Source organism: Streptomyces sp. NBC_00354 (assembly GCF_036106915.1).
Classification (GTDB): domain Bacteria; phylum Actinomycetota; class Actinomycetes; order Streptomycetales; family Streptomycetaceae; genus Streptomyces.
The window spans coordinates 1559830-1576039 of record NZ_CP107983.1 but is presented as its reverse complement, the minus strand read 5'-3'; the positions used below and the strand labels follow the sequence as shown (position 1 = coordinate 1576039).

Sequence of the window (16210 nt, the reverse complement as noted above, 5' to 3'; positions counted from 1 at the left end):
CGGAAAGGTGCTCACCCCTGCGCCCGCCGGTCAGTTCGCCGCTGAGCCCTTCCCGCAGCAGGCCGGTGAGTTCCGTGGTGAAGACGCTGCCCTCCGGCAGACACAGGGAGCGCTCCGTGTCCGCCGCCGAGGTCAGGACGCAGGCACCGGTGATCTCCATGTCCAGCTGCGTCGGAGTCTGTTCGTCCGACATGGACAGGGCCCGGCCGCTGAAACAGCAGTCGATGACGACCACTTTCCGCTGCGCGGCCGAGCCTGAGACAAGGTCACGGATGTCGTTGTACTTCACCGAGTGGTACGGGCGATGTCCGCTGGAGTCCTGCGTGGCCAGGAAGAACGAGCGGTCGCGGCCGCCGAAGTGCCCGTGTCCCGCGTAGTAGACCAGCAGCAGATCGCTGGCCTCCTCCGCGGCGTCGTGCAAGGCGTCCAGCATCTGCTGCTGCGTCCCGTCGTGTGGCACGACGATGCAGTCCTCCTCCGCCAGTCCGCCGACGTCGTCGCTGGTGAGCAGCTCGCGCAAGGCCGGCACGTTGTGGCGGACGCCGTCCAGCGGGGGCAGCTGGCGGAAATCGTGGACGCCGAAGAGGACGGCCCGCGATCGGCCGACACCTGAGGTCACTCGTCTGCTCCCCCGGGTCGGGTGTCGTTCAGACGGCGCAGCAGGTCGGCCAATTCCTCCGAGGAGAGGTGGCCGATGCTCACCGTGCTGTCCCCGTGTACGAGGCGCTGCCCACCGTGCTCTCCGTCCGCGGCAGATCCCCGCTGCTCGTCGCGCTTCACGGAACGCCAGGTCACGTAGGCGAGCGCAAAGTTCGCGATGTCGACGGCACTGCCCACGACGACGTCGAGCGCCTCCAGCGCGCCCATCGTCGGGCCGGGTCCTGTGACCGTGGCGATCGGCAGCCGGGCGGTTCCGGGATCGTCGGTCAGCCATGATTGGAGGTCGACGAGCGACTCCTCGTCGCCGTTCGCCAGAATACGAAACTTCATCCCCACCGTCCCGGACGTGTGAACGTGCAACGTTGCTGTGAGCCTAGCCATGTGAGCGCCGCCACTCACCGGATTGCGTCAATCCAGGAGGAAGCAGAAGTCACCTGCACACCCGTCTCGGACCACCCGCCCGTGCAAGGCCCACCGGCGTTGGGTGGCGGGAACCAGCCGATCCGTGAGGGACGGCGTGACCAGCGTGGTGCGGTGGGGCGGAACGGGCGGAGGACGGGCGCCGCCGGGGCTGTCGGGGGCGGCGTAAGGCGTGTCTGGAGTCCTGGTTGACCGCGAGTTTCGGCCAGATCGGGGGAGTCTCAACCCGCTTGCTGTGTCCGCATCATGACCTGCTGTCAAGGGACCTGCATATAGACGCTAAGATTCCGGGCCGTTGTCATATGATCATTCGCTTTCGATCGTTTGAGGGTTCTGATGGTTCGCGTGGGATCGTCGCCCGGAAGTCCAGGGCCCACCTCACCCGTCGCATGGGCGCTGCCCGCCCTGCTGACCGCCGCCGCTGCGGCGATCGCCGTGGCGCAGGTGTCCGCACCTGCCCGCACCCCCGTCGCCTGGATCGGCGCCGTGGCCTTCGTGGCCGTGGCCCTCTCCTGCGGTGAGGCCGCCCGGCGCGGCAAAACGGTGGCCGCGCTGCGGCTGACGGTGGCCGCGCACGAGGCGGCCCTGCGCCGGCAGCAGGCCGAGACCGTACGGCTGGCGCAGGAGCTGCTGCCCGATGTCGTGGAGCGGCTGCGCAAGGGGGAGTTCCCCGAGGAGGTGCTCGCCTCCCTGGAGGAGCCCGAGACCCACGGGCCCGGCCTGACACCGGAGTTCAGGGCGGCGCACCAGGCCGTGCTGCGCTCGGTGCTCGACGCCGTCGTCGCCGAGGAGGACCTGCGCGACTCCGCGCAGCGCGCCTTCGTCAACATCGCCCGCCGTGTCCAGGCCATCGTGCACCAACAGGCCCAGGAGCTGCGGGAGATGGAGGACCGGCACGGCCGCAGCCCGGACGTGTTCGGCGACCTGCTGCGGCTCGACCACGGCACGGCCCTCATCGGCCGTCTCGCCGACTCCATCGCCGTTCTCGGCGGGGCGCGGCCCGGCCGCCAGTGGAGCAAGGCCGTCCCGCTGTACAGCGTGCTGCGCGGTGCCATGTCGCGGATCATCGACTACCAGCGCGTCGAGCTCCACTCGGTTTCGCAGGTCGCCGTCGTCGGACCGGCCGTCGAGCCGCTCATCCACGCGCTCGCCGAGCTGCTGGACAACGCCACCCGCTACTCGCCGCCGCAGACGAAGGTCCATCTGACCGCCGTCGACGTGAACTCGGGCATCGCCGTCGAGATCGAGGACGGCGGCGTGAGCATGAGCGAGGAGGCCCGCAAGCGCGCCGAGCGCATGCTCCGCCAGGCGCAGCAGGGCATCGACCTCACCGACCTCGGGGAGACCCCGCGCCTGGGCCTCGCCGTGGTCGGCCGGCTCTCGCAGGCGTACGACTTCCAGGTCTCGCTGCGCTCGTCGGCGTACGGCGGCGTACGGGCCGTGCTGGTCATCCCGCAGCAGCTGATCACCACCGCGTCCGCCGCGACCGGCGTCGCCCACGGCATCGGCACCGCCTCGGGCCCCCGCGCCGCGCTCCCGCCGGCCGGCACGGCAACGACCCAGGCAGCCTCGGCCGCCACCGCAGAGGCCGGCGTGCCGGCCGCCCGCCCGGTCACCGGCCCCCGGATGCCGGCAGTCCCCGACGAGGTACCCGCCGTGACCGAGCGGACCCCGAACGGCCTGCCGCAGCGCCGCCGCAAGACCCGCGCCGTGGCGCCGGAGCCGATCGCCACCGGCGACCGGATCACGGCAGCGGCCGAGGCGGCCGCCGAGCGCGCCGGATACGGGTACGGAGCCGTGCCCGAGCCCGCGTCCGATCCCCGGCCCGAGGTCCAGCCCGGGATGTGGCTGGCCGCCTTCCAGGGCGGCCTGTCCGGGGAGAGCCAGCCGGCCGCGAGCGAGACCGCCGCGAGCCGGAGCGGCGCAGCAAGCCAGAACACAGACGCCTCGCCGGCCTCGGCGAGCAAGGGGGAACAGCCATGAGCCAGCAGCAGACCAATATGGACTGGATGCTCAAGGACCTGGCCGAGGGCGTCCCGCAGACCCGCCACGTCATCGTCCTGTCCGCCGACGGCCTGCGCATGGCGCAGTACGGCGCGGAGACCGACACCGCCGACCGGCTCGCCGCCGCCTGCGCCGGACTGCAGAGCCTCGCCGGCGCCGTCGCCTCCGAACTCCCGGGCAGCAGCGGGCGGATGCGGCTCGTCGTCATCGAGATGGACGGCGGCTTCTTCTACCTGATGGCGGCCGGTGCCGGCGCCTTCCTCGCCGTACTGGCCGACGAAGGCGTCGACGCAGGCCTGATGGGCCAGCGCATGCGCGACCTCGTCGCCCGGATCGGAGAACACCTGAGCAGCCCGCCGCGCCGCGACGGGCAGCCGGCGTGAGCAACCCCGGCGGCGACTGGGAGGACGGCACCCCGGAGCGGCTCTACGTGATCACCGGCGGCCGCAGTGGCGGGTTAGTCCCCGCCCACGTCGACCTCGTCACGCTGATCATCGCCAAGTCGGGGCCCAAGCCCGGGATGCAGCCGGAGCACGCGGCGATCATGCGGCTGTGCCAGTCGCCGCTCTCGGTGGCCGAGATCTCCGCGTATCTCGGCCTGCCGGTGAGCGTGGTCACCGTACTCCTCGGTGACCTGCTCGCCGCCGGACACGTGCTCTCCCGCCCACCCGTCGCCCCCGCCAAACTCCCGGACCTGGCACTGATTGAGGCAGTCATCGATGGACTTCGAAAGCTCTGACCGGGCCACCGCGCCCCGGCGCGAGGACGCGCTGCCGGCCACGGCCGCCGCCGCAGTCAAGGTGGTGATCGTGGGCGGCTTCGGGGTCGGCAAGACGACCCTCGTCGGCTCGGTCAGCGAGATCCGGCCGCTCACCACCGAGGAGACGATGACCCAGGCCGGGGTCGGCGTCGACGACACGGCGGGGGTGGAACGCAAGACCTCCACCACCGTGGCCATGGACTTCGGCCGCATCAGCATCAACGAGGAGCTGGTGCTGTACCTGTTCGGCACGCCCGGCCAGGAACGCTTCTGGTTCCTGTGGCGCGGCCTGTTCGAGGGCGCGCTCGGCGCGGTGGTCCTGGTCGACACCCGCAGGCTGGAGGTCAGCTTCGACGTGCTCGGCCGGCTGGAGGAGCGCGGTGTGCCGTTCGTGGTCGCCGTCAACTCCTTCCCCGACGCGCCCGAGCACCCTCTGGAGGACCTGCGCGCCGCCCTCGACCTGCCCGCGTCCGTACCGCTCGTCTTCTGTGACGCCCGGCGGCGCGACTCCAGCCGCGACGTCCTGATGACGCTCATGCGCTACCTGCACTCCCTCGCCGCGACCCCGGAGGCACTGTGAGCACCACCCCCGTCCCCCAGCCGGGTCCGGCCGCCCCGCCGCCCGGCTGCCCGGCCCACCGGCTCTACGGCCCCGAGGCCGAGGCCGACCCCATGGGCCTGTACGAGAAGCTGCGCGCCGAGCACGGCGCGGTGGCCCCCGTCCTCGTCCAGGGTGACCTCCCGGCCTGGCTGGTGCTCGGCCACCGCGAGAACCTGGACGTGGTGCGCACCCCCTCCCGGTTCGCCCGCGACCCGCGCCACTGGCGGGACCAGCAGGAGGGAAACGTTCCCGCCGACCACCCCCTGACACCGATGACCGCCTGGCAGCCCGCGTGCCACCTCGTCGAGGGCGTCGAGCACGAGCGGCTGCGCGGGGCGATCACCGAGTCCCTGGTGCGTTTCGACCGCCGCGGCATACGCCGCTACGTCAAGCGCTTCGCCGACCAGCTGATCGACGCCTTCGTACAGACCGGGAAGGCCGACCTCGTCGAGGACTTCGCCGAGCCGCTGCCGATGCTGGTGATGACCCAGCTCGTCGGGGCGCCGGAGTCCTACGGACCCCGTCTCGTCGAGGCCGCCCGCGACATGATCCAGGGCACGGAGACGGCCGTCGCCAGCTTCGAGTTCGTCTCGGTCACCCTCCGCGAGCTCGTGGAACGCAAGCGGGAGGTGCCCGGACGGGACTTCACCACCTGGCTCGTGGAACACCCCACGGCACTCAACGACGACGAGGCCGTCGAGCACCTGCGGCTCGTGCTGATCGCGGCCTTCGAGACGACCGCCAACCTGATCGCGAACACCCTGCGCATGGTGCTCACCGATCGCCGTTTCCGCGCGAACCTGTCCGGCGGCCACATGACCCTCCCGGACGCCCTGGAGCAGGTCCTGTGGGACGAGCCCCCGTTCATGACGATGCTCGGACGCTGGGCCACCGGTGACACGGAGCTGGCCGGAACGCGGATCAAGGCGGGCGACATGCTGCTGCTCGGGCTGGCGGCGGGCAACGTCGACCCCGAGATCCGGCCCGATCTCAACGTGCCCGTCCACGGCAACCGCTCCCACCTGGCCTTCAGCAGCGGTCCGCACGAGTGCCCCGGACAGGACATCGGCCGGGCCATCGCCGACACCGGCATCGACACCCTGCTGACACGCCTGCCCGACCTGGAGCTCGCCGTCCCCGAGGACGAGCTCCGGTGGACCTCCTCGCTGCTGTCGCGTCACCTGGTGGCACTGCCCGTACGGTTCACCCCGCGCGGCGCCACCGTCACCGGCACCACGCCGGTACCCGCAGCGCAGCGGCCGGCGGCGGCGCCCCCGGCCCCGCCGGCCGCCCCGTTCACGGAGGAGCGGCCCGCGGGCCGGGCCTCGTGGTGGTCGCGTCTGCTCGGGCGCGGCTGAGGCCGGCGAGACCCGGCCGCCTCAGTGCGACGGGGCGTCGAGCTGCTGCCACCACCAGGCGAGAGCCTGGACCGGCAGCGGCTCGACGCTCGGGTCACTGGGCGTGTCGGTCCAGGTGATGTCGTACGAGGCCCCCTCGACCGGAAGCTTGTTGCGGTTGCGCGGACTGGCATAGCGCGGCGCGCGGTCGTGGTACTCGGTGTCGCCCACGATCCAGTGTTCCAGCGCGGTGAGGTACCTGCCGAGCTGCTCGTCGGCGCCCCGCGCCAGCTGCCGGCCCAGCCGCACGAACAGAGTCATCGACCGGTCCCGCAGGGCGTACGCGGCGGGCAGCGCCTCGGCGGGCGTACAGCCGTGCTCCTCGGCCAGCACGTTGAGCAGGTTCTGCTCCAGCGGCTCGTGGTGGTCGTCCTTGTTGTACGAGAACAGGTCGTTGTCGCACGCGACGATGAACCCGGCGGCTTCGGTCATGGCCTGGACGGGCGGCGAGTACAGCACGTCGGCCGGCACGTCGATACCGGCCGCCGCCTCGCACCAGGTCAGCAGGAACCGCGTGCCGCCGATCCAGCTCCGCGTCGCCGCGAAGTCGTTCAGGCCCGGCATGGTGCCCCGCTCGGCGTGGGCGGCCTGCGAGGCGGCGCCGAGCAGCCACTCCTGCGTGCCCTCCGTGAAGCGGCGCAGCTGGAACGGAGTGAGTACGGCCCGGGTGCGGGCCGCGAGGTCCTCCAGCGCGGCGCTGTGCGGCCCGGGCGGCAGCAGGCCGGTGCCGGGCGCCTCGAGGACGCGGAGCAGCCGGGTCCCGTGGGCGACGACGGACGCGGTGGGCGTCGCGCCGGCGCCGGAGTCCTGCCAGTCGTCCGCGGCGAAGGCCCAGTAGCACCACTGGGCGAAGACCAGCATGGTCTCCACGTCGCCGTGGGGGACGATCCGGCTGACGAGGTCGGCGCTGCGCGAGGCCAGTCCCCAGGCGCGCTCGGTGGCGTCGGGGTACAGACCGAAGGCATCGATCCAGGCGATGGAGCGCTCTTCGAGCTCGGCCGCCTTGGGGTGGATCAGACCCCTCTCGAACGGCCAGTAGAACGGCGGCAGTTGCCAGCCGATCCGGGAGGGGTGGGTGTTGTCGCCGTACGCGGGTGCCATCGGTCAGCTGCCCCCGCCGAGACGGAACAGCAGCAGCCGGGTCTCCAGCGCGTGGTCGCGCCAGATGCGGAACAGCTTGCCGTGCGTGATGGCGGACTCCCGGAGCCGCTCGGGCGACCAGTGGGACGGGGCGCCGGGGCTCTCCACGCGGTCCAGCTCGGCGGTGTTCCAGGCCATGGACTGCACCCAGAACTCGGCGACGCGGTCGGTGACGTCCTCGTCCTGCTCCAGCTCGAAACCGGCCGCCTCGGCGGCGGCGAGGTACTCGGTGAGGGTGCCGAGGCGTGTCTTGTAGTAGCCGTCGATGAACTCGGTCCACTCGGGCCGGCAGATGAAGTGCTCCTGGATCCCGAACCAGCCGCCGGGCTTCAGGGATTCGGCCACGACCTGGAAGAGCCGCTCGCGGTCCATGTAGCCGGAGCTCTCGTTGGCGTACGCGGCGTCGTACTTCCGGTCGGCGGTGAAGGCGTGCACGTCGGCCAGGAGGGGGGTGACGCGGTCGCCCACACCGGCCTGGCGGGCGAAGTCCTCGATCACGGGTATGTGATCGGCCGCGACGGTGAGCCCGGTGACCGTCGCACCGTGCTCCTGGGCCCAGTAGAGCGACCCGCCGCCGACTCCGCAGCCGATGTCGAGGACGCTGCCGGGGGGAGTGGAGTACGCCCCCCAGCTGCGGGCCGCATGCTCGACGATGGCTTCCTGGGACTCCACGATGCGGCGTTTGAGCACGCGTTGGGCGACCGTGGTGTTCGGTGTGGCACCCGGGACGAAGAGGCCCATGTGGAAATGGACCCGGGGTCCCGGGCCGTACTTGTGGAGGATCTCCACGGTCTTGCCGCTGTAATAGAGCGGTACTTGGCTCTCGTCGAAGTCCTGGCCACCAGCGGGGGTCTGGATGACAAGGTTGCTGTCCATCGGTTCTCCGGTCCTGCGTCGCGTGGGGGTGTCAATCGGCCGCCCCACTCTGCCCATAAGTGATCGATAAAAGTCCTCGTTCACTTGGGTGATGAGCATAACCACAGCTGAAACGGCATCAATTCAGGCCATTTGATGTCACGTCAGATATAGCCATACGTGAATGGCCGGATACCGTCAGGCGTTGAGTGCGGAGATGATCTCGGCGGTCGTGGTGACCTTGCCGATGCGCGGGAAGATCTTGCCGAACGAATGGGCGTGGGACGCGGGGTCCGTGTCGGCGGTGGCGTCTTCGGCGAAGACCAGGGAGTAGCTGTGCTCCCAGGCCGTACGCGCGGTGGACTCGACGCCGACGCTGGTCGAGATGCCGGCCAGGACGATCCGGTGGATGCCGCGGCGGCGCAGCTGGAGGTCGAGCTCGGTCCCGGTGAAGGCGCCCCAGTGGCGCTTGGTCACGACGACGTCGCCGAGGGCGGCGAGCTCGGCCGGGATCTCCGAGAACGCGGCGGGCGGCGCGGCGGCCGGACCCGGGCGGTCGACGTCCGTGGTGGGCAGGTCGCCGCCGTCGGGCGACCACGCGACCCTGACCAGCACCACCGGCAGCTTGTGGGCGCGGAACGCCTCGGCAAGGGCGACGCCGTTCCCGAGGATCTCGGCGGCGGGCCTGGTGGTGGGCAGCCCCAGGATCCCCTGCTGGAGGTCGATGAGGACCAGGGCGGTGCCGTCGTCGAGGGTCAGGCGGGTGCGGTCGGCTGCGGCGGTCATGGGGTCTCCTCCGGTGGATCCGGGCGTCACGGGTCATGTCCATGAAACCGGGGGCGCGCCTCGCCTGCGGCCGGGTCCGCGCCGACCGGCGTGGCGGCGACCGGGCGACCCTCGCTCCTAGAATGGGAACATGTGTGCGAATGCAGGGGAGTCCCGGCCCGACCTGACCCCGGCGCTGACCGGGGCGGAGCTGACGCGCTGGTACTGGACGCTGGCCGAACTGTACGCGCTCGCACGGGAGATGGGCCTGTCCGCCGGGGGTGGCAAGGTGGCGCTGACGGCCCGGCTGGCCGCCGCACTCGACGGGATCCGGACGCCGGAGCCGGTCCGGGCCCGGCGCCGCCCAGGGCGGCAGCTCACGGCCCCCGTCGACGGCGGCACCGTGATCCCGCAGGGCCAGCGGTGCAGCCAGGTGCTCCGGGAGTACTTCGTCCGGGAGATCGGGCCCGGATTCCACTTCGACGCCTTCATGCGGGACTACGTCGCCCAGCATGCGGGACACACCCTCGCCGAGGCCGTCGCCCACTGGCACGGCACCCGCGCCCGGGCTGCCGAACCCCAGGAGGTCGCCGCCCAGTTCGAATTCAACCGGTTCCTGCGCGACTGGCACGCCCGCCACCCGGAGGGCACCCGGCAGCAGGCCCTGGCCGCCTGGCAGGCCCACCGAGCCCTCCCGAAGGACTGACCCCGGCCACCCGCCGCTCAGGCGCCCGGTGCGGGCTCCGGGGTGGCAGGCTCCGGCAGCCGCCGGGCCAGGGCCCAGGCCAGCAGGGGGAGGACGGCCAGGGGGAGCAGGGCGGTCCGCACGGAAGTGGCGTCCGCGACGCCGCCGATGAAGGGGCTCGCCACGCCGCCCACGCTGACCGTCAGGCCGAGGGTGACCCCGCTCGCCGTGCCCATACGGGCCGGCAGGTAGTCCTGGCCCAGCGTGACCTGGAGCGAGAACGGCACGTACAGGGCGGCGGCCGCCAGCGCCGCGCAGACGTACACCAGGGGCAGCGGCAGGAAGAGCACCCCGGCGATGGCGGGGGCGGCCGCCGCGTACGCCCGGTGGACGGTGGTGACCCGGCCCCATCGGGAGGCCAGCCGGCCGCCGAGCAGGGTGCCGCCCGCGCTGCCCGCGAACAGGGCGAACAGGGCCACGGCCCCGGCGGTTTCACCGCCGCCGCGCTCGCGTACGTACAGGGCGATGAACGTGCTCAGCCCGATGAACGCGACGGACCGGACGACCACCACGAGGGAGAGCCGCAGGAACGCCCGGCGGTCCTCGGGTCCGGCCGCCGGGTCCGCGCTTCCTGCCGCCTGTGCTGCCGCCGGTCCGGCCGTCCGGTCCGGCGCCGGCCGGGGGAGGTTCAGTACGACGCCGAGCGCCGCGGGGAGGGCCAGCAGCCACCAGCCCGCCGGCCCGTGCACCGACAGGGCCCCGACGACGAGCAGCGGCGCGCACGCGAAGCCGATGTTGCCGCCGAGCGCGAACCAGCTCATCGCCGCGTGCCCGGGGCCGCCCGCGCTCGTGCGGACCAGCCGGGCGGCCGCCGGGTGGTACGCGGCGACACCCAGCCCGGACAGGGCGACCGCGGCGACGGTGGCCGGATAGCCGGCGTCCGCGCCGACGAGGGCGATGCCCAGGCCGGCGGCGGCCGTGCTCAGCGGGATCAGCCACGGCATCGGCCGGCGGTCGGCCAGCGCTCCGAACAGCGGCTGGACCACGGAGGACAGCAGCGAGGCGGCCAGCACGATGCCGGAGGCGGCGGCGTAGCCGTACGCACGCTCCGAGACCAGGAAGGGGACCAGCGCGGCGACGGCGCCCTGGTAGATGTCGACGCAGGAATGGCCGGCGGCGTAGGCCGCGATGCGGCGGCGCCGCACGGGACGCGTCCTCGTCGGGGCGAGCTGCTCTGCAGCGGTCTTCGATGGGTTCACCGATCGAGGATCTCCGGTGTCGGGGGCGGCCCGCTTCCGATAAATTGCCGGGTGATGCAGAAAATCCGCCACACTCCCCGGGCCGCGACGAGCATCCGCGAGCTCGACACCGACGTCGGGATCGACCCGCACCGGCACGACGACCACCAGATCGCCTACGCCGGTTCCGGGGTGCTGTCCATCACCACCGACGCCGGTACGTGGGTGGCGCCCACGACCCGCGCCCTGTGGATCCCGGCCGGAACGGTGCACGAGCACCGCGCGTACGGGCGTACCGACCTGCACTCCGTCGGCCTGCCGACGCACCTCAACCCGCTGTCCCTCGACACCCCCGCCGTGATCGCGGTCGGGCCGCTGCTGCGGGAGCTGATCCTGGCCTACACGCGGGCCCCCGAGGACGACAGCCCCCAGCGGCGCCGGATGCTCGGCGTGCTGCTCGACCAGCTGCGGGCCTCGCCGCTGCAGCCGCTGCACCTGCCCGCGCCCGCCGACCCCCGGCTGGCGGCGGTGTGCGCCCTGCTGCACGCCGATCCGGCGGATTCCCGCGGGCTGGCCGCGCTGAGCGCGGCCGCCGGCGCCGGGGCGGGCGAGCGGACGCTGAGCCGCCTCTTCCGCGCCGAGCTGGGCATGACCTTCCCGCAGTGGCGCACCCAGCTGCGGCTGCACCAGGCGCTGCGGCTGTTGGCCGTCGGCACCCCGGTCACCGCCGTCGCGCACCGCTGCGGCTGGTCCTCCGCGAGCGCCTTCATCGACGTCTTCCGCCGTGCCTTCGGCCACACCCCCGGGACCCATCCCGGCCGGCTGCCGTAACCCGCGCCCGCGCGTCCTACGGCCGTCCGTACCGCAGCTGGACCACGCCGTTGCCGAACGTGCGCGTGCCCTCGAGGCGGAGCGGTACCGGGGCGGGGGTCGGCGGGAACAGGGGTCTGCCGCGGCCGATGCGCACCGGGTGCACATAGATGTGGTACGCGTCCACGAGGTCGTGGCGCAGGAACGAGGCGGTGAGATCGGCTCCGCTCAGCGCCAGGTCGCCTCCCGGGGCCGCCTTGAGCGCGGCGACCTCCGCCGGGACGACGTCCCGCACGAGCGTGGAGTTCCAGCCGAGGTCGGCCTGCTGCATCGTGCGCGAGTACACGTATTTCGGCATGTCCCGCCAGATGCCCGCGAACTCGGCCATCGGCCCGCCGACGGCCGGGTCGGCATCGGCGGTCGGCCAGACCCCCGCCATCAGCTCGTAGGTGACGCGGCCCTCCAGGAAACCGCTCATCGCGCGGGTCTTGTCATTGAAGTGCTGATGCAGCTCGTCGTCGACGAGGTGCCAGTCGATCTCCCGTTCGGGCCCCTCGAAGAAGCCTTCGAGGGAGACCGCACTCATCAGAATGATCTTCCGCATGTCCGCCCACGCTACATACTGGCCGGTGTGAAGACCGAAGAAGCCGTCGACGACACGGTCCTGCTCGCCACCGATGGCCGGACGGGGCTGATCACCCTCAACCGTCCCAGGGCCCTCAACGCCCTCACCCACCCCATGGTGCTGCGGATCGACGAAGCCCTGCGCGCCTGGGAGCAGGACTCCGCCGTCGACCAGGTCCTCATCCGCGGCGCCGGTGAACGAGGCCTGTGCGCCGGCGGGGACATCCGGGCCATACACGACGACGCCAAGGCCGGAACTGCAGCCTCCGCCGGCTTCTGGCGCGACGAGTACCGGCTCAACGCCCGGATCGCCCGCTACCCCAAGCCGTACGTCGCCCTCATGGACGGCATCGTGATGGGCGGCGGTGTCGGCGTCTCGGCCCACGGCAGCGTCCGTGTCGTCACCGAGCGCTCCCGCGTCGCCATGCCGGAGACGGGCATCGGCTTCGTGCCGGACGTCGGCGGCACCTACCTGCTCGGCCGCGCCCCCGGCCTGCTCGGCACCCACCTCGCGCTCACCGGCACGGCCGTGGGGGCCGCAGACGCGCTGCTGTGCGGACTCGCCGACCACTTCGTGCCCGCCGACCGGCTCCCGGAACTGACGGCCGCCCTCGCCGGATCGCCCGCCGGCGAGGTGCCGGCGCACTTCGCCGGGACCCCCGCCCCCGGGGAACTGGCCGGGCAGCGCGCCTGGATCGACCGCTGCTACGCCGCGGACACCGTCGAGGAGATCGTCGAGCGGCTGCTGGCCGAGGGCGATCCGGCCGCCAAGGAGACCGCCGAGACGATCCTGGCGAAGTCCCCGACCTCGCTCAAGGTCACCCTGACCGCCCTCCGCCGGGCCCGCGGACTCGGCTCCCTGGAGCGGGTGCTGGAGCAGGAGTTCCGCGTCTCCTGCCACGCCCTGCGCGCGCCCGACCTGGTGGAGGGCATCCGGGCCCAGGTCGTCGACAAGGACCGCAACCCCCGGTGGTCCCCGCCCGCGCTCGCCGACGTCACCGACGCGGACGTGGAGCGGTTCTTCGCCCCGCTCGGCGAGGCCCGCGAACTCCGGCTGCCCTGAGACCGCCGGAGTCGCCCTGACCGGTCGGCGCGGTCAGCGGTAGCCGGTCACATCGGCCGGGCGGCCCGGGTCCTGGACCTCGACCATGTACCGCCAGGCGTCCGGCCGGCTGCCATCGAGGTCCGTGAACCCGTAGACCCGGGCCAGCTGCCCGCTGGAGAGCGACTGCCCGTTCCAGCGCGACACCTCCGGGTCCGCGGCGAGCGCCGCGACCGCCCGCCCGACGTACGACGGCGTCTCGGAGATGGCGAAGTGTGGGACCTTCTCCAGCGCGTCCCGCCAATTCGCCTCGGTCACCCCGAAGTTGTCCAGCATCATCTCCGAGCGCAGCCAGCCCGGTGTCAGCGCCACCGCCGTCGCCCCGCGCGTCCCCAGCTCGTGCCCGAGCGCGAACGCCATCCGCAGGACGGCCGACTTGGCGAGGTCGTAGAAGAACGACACCCGGTAGTTGCCCGCGTTGTAATCGGCCGTGCCGTCCGTCATCTCCACCACCAGCCCGCCCGGCTCGCGCAGCATCAGCGGCAGCGCGAAATGGCTGGTGACGGCATGGGTGTCCACTGCGAGCCGCAGCATCCGCAGCCCGTTGTCCAAGTCGTGCTCCCACACCGTGCTGTCCCACTCGAAGAGCTGCTCGCCGCCCCAGATGTCGTTCACCAGCACGTCGAGGCGCCCCTGCTCGGCGTCGATCCGCCCGACCAGCGCCTCCACCTGAGCCGGAACCAGGTGGTCCGCGACCACGGCGATGCCCTGCCCGCCCGCCGCCGTGACCAGCTCCGCCGTCTCCTCGACGGTCTCCGGCCGGTCGTACTCCGAACGGCTGCCGCGCGTACTGCGCCCCGTCACGTACACCGTCGCGCCCTGCGCGCCCAGCTGGACCGCGATACCCCGCCCCGCGCCCCGCGTCGCCCCGGCCACCAGGGCGACCTTGCCTTCGAGAGTCCCCCGTGCTTCCGCCATGGCCCGACCCTACGCCGCGGGGGACCCGCCGGGCACGGAAGCACGGACGCGCGCCGCTGGCCGGATCGGCGCCCTTTCAGGCACCTCGTCCGGCGGGATACGACTGGGCAGCCGAACCCCGTCCTGGACAAGGGAGACGCCCGACCGATGACCACAGCAGACATGACCAGCTTCGACGACGTCTACGTGCTTCCCGACCCCCGCGGGTACTTCACCGGCCTCGGGCCGTACGGGTACCGGACACCCGCCCACGCCCAGCCGGTGTTCCGTGCCCTGGCCGGCGAACTGGACGCCGGACGGCGGACGATGCTCGACCTGTGCTGCTCGTACGGGATCAACGCCGCACTCGTGAACCACGACGTGACCCTGCACGAGCTGTACGCGCACTACACCTCGCCCGAGGCGGCCGGGCTGACCACCGCCGAACTGATCCTCCGCGACCGCGACTTCTACGCCGCCCGGCGCCGTCCCGAGGCCGTACGGGCCATCGGCATCGACGTCTCGGGCCCCGCCGTGGACTATGCGGTGGCCGCCGGCCTGCTCGACGAGGGGTACTGCGTGAACCTCGAGACCGCCGAGCCCGGGGACCGGCTGCGGCGCTCCGCAGCCGGCGTCGGCCTGATCACCATCACCGGAGGCACCAGCTTCCTCACCGAGCGCACGTTCGCCCGGCTGCTCACCGCCGTCGGCCGGCCGGTGCCGGTGGCCGCCTTCGTCCTGCGCACCCACGACTACCGGGCGATCACCCGCTGCCTGGAGTCCTACGGGCTCACCGTGGAGCGCGCCGAAGGAACCAACCCCCAGCGGCGCTTCACGGATCCCGGAGAACAGCAGCGCGCGGTCGCCACCGTCACCGCGCTGGGCGAGGACCCGGCAGGGAAGGAGTCGGCGGGCTGTTTCCACACCCGCCTGCACCTGGCCCGGCCGGTGTCCGCGCCGGTCAGAACCAGGTGAGGGTCAGCGCGAACGTGGTGCTCGAGCTCGCCCCGGCCGAGTCGGTGGCGGTGGCCGTCACCTGCACGGTCCCGCTCGCCCATGGCTTGCCGCTGATGCGGCCGGTGCCCGCGTCGATCGTCAGGCCGAACGGCAGACCGGTGGCGGCGTACCGGATCGGCGGCCTGCCGCCGGTCGCGGTGAGCCGGATGGTGCAGGACTGGTTGAACTTGCAGCTCTGCGGGCCGGGGTCGGCGAGCTGCAGAGCACCGGGGGTCGAAGTGGGCGTCGGGGTCGGCGTGGGAGTGGGAGTCGGCGTCGGTGTCGGTGTCGGTGTCGGTGTCGGTGTGGGCGTGGGGTCCGTGGAGCCGCCGAACACCTCGCCGATCGGCTGCACGTTCGCCGCGTTCCCGGCATGCGTCGACGTGCCGAACAGGTCCTCGAACGTGCGCAGCAGATGGTGGTGGCTGTAGGCGGTGGCGTACTTGCCGGTCTTGACGTTCGCCCCGGAGAACACGGTCGCGATCTGGTTGGAGCCGAGGTAGTTGTCCTCGTCCCACGTCAGCACCAGCAGGCTGTTGTTGGCCTTTGCCCACTGCGCGTAAGCGTCGATGTTGTTCTTCGTCCAGGTGTCTCCCGTGTTGACCGAGCAGGAGTGCATGTCGTTGCACTGGTTCGGGACGACGAACGACAGGTTCGGCAGCGCCGCGAAGTTGTTCTGCGGGAACTGCGCCCAGGTCTTTCCGGTGCTGAGCGGCACGTTCTTGAAGGCGAACCACGGATTGTGCTTCTGTGCGTACTGGCCGTTCGTGCAGGCCGTGGACCCCTCGGCCGGCAGGTCCTCGTTGTACGACGCGAACGTCTTCCCGGCCGCGATCAGTTCCTGGCCGAGGTTCGCGGCGGTCATCGACTGCGGGGTGTAGCAGCCGTCCCCGGTGATGCCCTGGGTGCCGCCGGAGAACAGGTTGAAGTAGTTCGGCTGGCTGGGGTGGGTCAGCGCCTTCATGCCGGTCAGGCTCGCACCGCCGTTCGCCAGCTGGTTGATGTACGGGGCGTTCGCGCTGCCGATGATCTCGCCGTACTGCTTGTTCTCGTAGACGACGACCACCACGTGGTCGTACGAAGGCAGCCCCGCGGCGGCGGCCGCCGTCCGGGCCGTCTGCGTACTGCCGTCCGCTGCCTGCGAGTTGGCCACGGTGAAGGCGCCCAGCAGACCGAGCGCGCCGACTGCTGCCACGAGCGCGGACCTACGGGTCCTTCGTCTCGCGACGGCCTTGGGTGAGGGCATGAGCGGTTCC

17 protein-coding genes and 1 pseudogene are annotated in these 16210 nt (G+C 72.2%); 9 read left to right on the top strand and 9 right to left on the bottom strand.

Annotated features, from left to right (window positions below; all coding sequences use genetic code 11):
* Window positions 1–13: 13 nt before the first annotated feature.
* Together OHT74_RS42100 and OHT74_RS07260 are read right to left on the bottom strand one after the other, a co-directional pair.
* Window positions 14–619: pseudogene (locus tag OHT74_RS42100) on the bottom strand (caspase family protein); the annotation flags it as partial.
* Window positions 616–990 (bottom strand): effector-associated constant component EACC1, encoded by a 375-nt coding sequence (locus OHT74_RS07260; protein ID WP_266998271.1) that lies wholly within the window; start codon window positions 988–990, stop codon window positions 616–618. The pseudogene OHT74_RS42100 and the gene OHT74_RS07260, both read right to left, overlap by 4 nt.
* A gap of 426 nt (window positions 991–1416) precedes the next feature.
* Here OHT74_RS07260 and OHT74_RS07255 point away from each other — a divergent pair, with 426 nt between their 5' ends.
* From OHT74_RS07255 to OHT74_RS07235, 5 genes are read left to right on the top strand one after another with little or no spacing between them, the layout of a single operon-like run.
* Entirely contained in the window at window positions 1417–3063 is a 1647-nt protein-coding gene (locus OHT74_RS07255) for a sensor histidine kinase (protein WP_328619766.1), read from the top strand.
* On the top strand, window positions 3060–3467 hold the full coding sequence (locus tag OHT74_RS07250) for a roadblock/LC7 domain-containing protein (protein ID WP_054223664.1): 408 nt from the start codon (window positions 3060–3062) through the stop codon (window positions 3465–3467). Before OHT74_RS07255 ends, OHT74_RS07250 begins: the two co-directional genes overlap by 4 nt.
* On the top strand, window positions 3464–3823 hold the full coding sequence (locus OHT74_RS07245; RefSeq protein ID WP_266661724.1) for a DUF742 domain-containing protein: 360 nt from the start codon (window positions 3464–3466) through the stop codon (window positions 3821–3823). The genes OHT74_RS07250 and OHT74_RS07245 overlap by 4 nt, the downstream gene beginning before the upstream one ends.
* A complete protein-coding gene (locus OHT74_RS07240; RefSeq protein WP_266661722.1) occupies window positions 3804–4424 on the top strand; it encodes a GTP-binding protein in 621 nt (206 codons plus the stop codon). The genes OHT74_RS07245 and OHT74_RS07240 overlap by 20 nt, the downstream gene beginning before the upstream one ends.
* Entirely contained in the window at window positions 4421–5803 is a 1383-nt protein-coding gene (locus tag OHT74_RS07235; protein WP_266661720.1) for a cytochrome P450, read from the top strand. Before OHT74_RS07240 ends, OHT74_RS07235 begins: the two co-directional genes overlap by 4 nt.
* Window positions 5804–5824: 21 nt before the next feature.
* Here OHT74_RS07235 and OHT74_RS07230 read toward each other — a convergent pair whose 3' ends face one another.
* The 3 genes from OHT74_RS07230 to OHT74_RS07220 form a co-directional block, all read right to left on the bottom strand.
* A complete protein-coding gene (locus OHT74_RS07230; RefSeq protein ID WP_328619765.1) occupies window positions 5825–6943 on the bottom strand; it encodes a terpene synthase family protein in 1119 nt (372 codons plus the stop codon).
* A gap of 3 nt (window positions 6944–6946) precedes the next feature.
* The gene (locus tag OHT74_RS07225) at window positions 6947–7858 is read right to left on the bottom strand and encodes an SAM-dependent methyltransferase (RefSeq protein ID WP_328619764.1); all 912 of its coding nucleotides are present in this window, start codon (window positions 7856–7858) and stop codon (window positions 6947–6949) included.
* Between the two features lie 177 nt (window positions 7859–8035).
* A complete protein-coding gene (locus OHT74_RS07220; RefSeq protein WP_328619763.1) occupies window positions 8036–8623 on the bottom strand; it encodes a hydrolase in 588 nt (195 codons plus the stop codon).
* Window positions 8624–8753: 130 nt separating this feature from the next.
* On the opposite strand from OHT74_RS07220, the gene OHT74_RS07215 reads away from it, so the two are divergent.
* Window positions 8754–9308, top strand: a complete 555-nt coding sequence (locus OHT74_RS07215) for a DUF6434 domain-containing protein (protein ID WP_328619762.1) — start codon at window positions 8754–8756, stop codon at window positions 9306–9308.
* Window positions 9309–9325: 17 nt separating this feature from the next.
* Here the strand turns inward: OHT74_RS07215 and OHT74_RS07210 are convergent, their stop codons facing one another.
* Complete coding sequence (locus tag OHT74_RS07210) at window positions 9326–10546, bottom strand: MFS transporter (protein ID WP_443047300.1); 1221 nt, start codon at window positions 10544–10546, stop codon at window positions 9326–9328.
* 54 nt (window positions 10547–10600) lie between these two features.
* On the opposite strand from OHT74_RS07210, the gene OHT74_RS07205 reads away from it, so the two are divergent.
* Entirely contained in the window at window positions 10601–11356 is a 756-nt protein-coding gene (locus OHT74_RS07205) for an AraC family transcriptional regulator (protein ID WP_266661707.1), read from the top strand.
* Between the two features lie 16 nt (window positions 11357–11372).
* On the opposite strand, the gene OHT74_RS07200 is transcribed toward OHT74_RS07205, so the two are convergent.
* The gene (locus tag OHT74_RS07200; RefSeq protein ID WP_328619761.1) at window positions 11373–11939 is read right to left on the bottom strand and encodes a dihydrofolate reductase family protein; all 567 of its coding nucleotides are present in this window, start codon (window positions 11937–11939) and stop codon (window positions 11373–11375) included.
* Window positions 11940–11966: 27 nt separating this feature from the next.
* Between OHT74_RS07200 and OHT74_RS07195 the strand changes: the two genes are divergently transcribed.
* Entirely contained in the window at window positions 11967–13022 is a 1056-nt protein-coding gene (locus OHT74_RS07195; RefSeq protein WP_266998289.1) for an enoyl-CoA hydratase/isomerase family protein, read from the top strand.
* Window positions 13023–13055: 33 nt separating this feature from the next.
* Here the strand turns inward: OHT74_RS07195 and OHT74_RS07190 are convergent, their stop codons facing one another.
* Window positions 13056–13979, bottom strand: a complete 924-nt coding sequence (locus OHT74_RS07190) for an SDR family oxidoreductase (RefSeq protein WP_328619760.1) — start codon at window positions 13977–13979, stop codon at window positions 13056–13058.
* Window positions 13980–14126: 147 nt separating this feature from the next.
* Between OHT74_RS07190 and OHT74_RS07185 the strand changes: the two genes are divergently transcribed.
* Window positions 14127–14933, top strand: coding sequence for a hypothetical protein (locus OHT74_RS07185; RefSeq protein ID WP_266661695.1), 807 nt, complete (start codon window positions 14127–14129; stop codon window positions 14931–14933).
* Here the strand turns inward: OHT74_RS07185 and OHT74_RS07180 are convergent.
* Window positions 14920–16200, bottom strand: coding sequence for an alkaline phosphatase family protein (locus tag OHT74_RS07180; protein ID WP_323139538.1), 1281 nt, complete (start codon window positions 16198–16200; stop codon window positions 14920–14922). The genes OHT74_RS07185 and OHT74_RS07180 overlap by 14 nt on opposite strands.
* Between the last annotated feature and the right edge of the window lie 10 nt (window positions 16201–16210).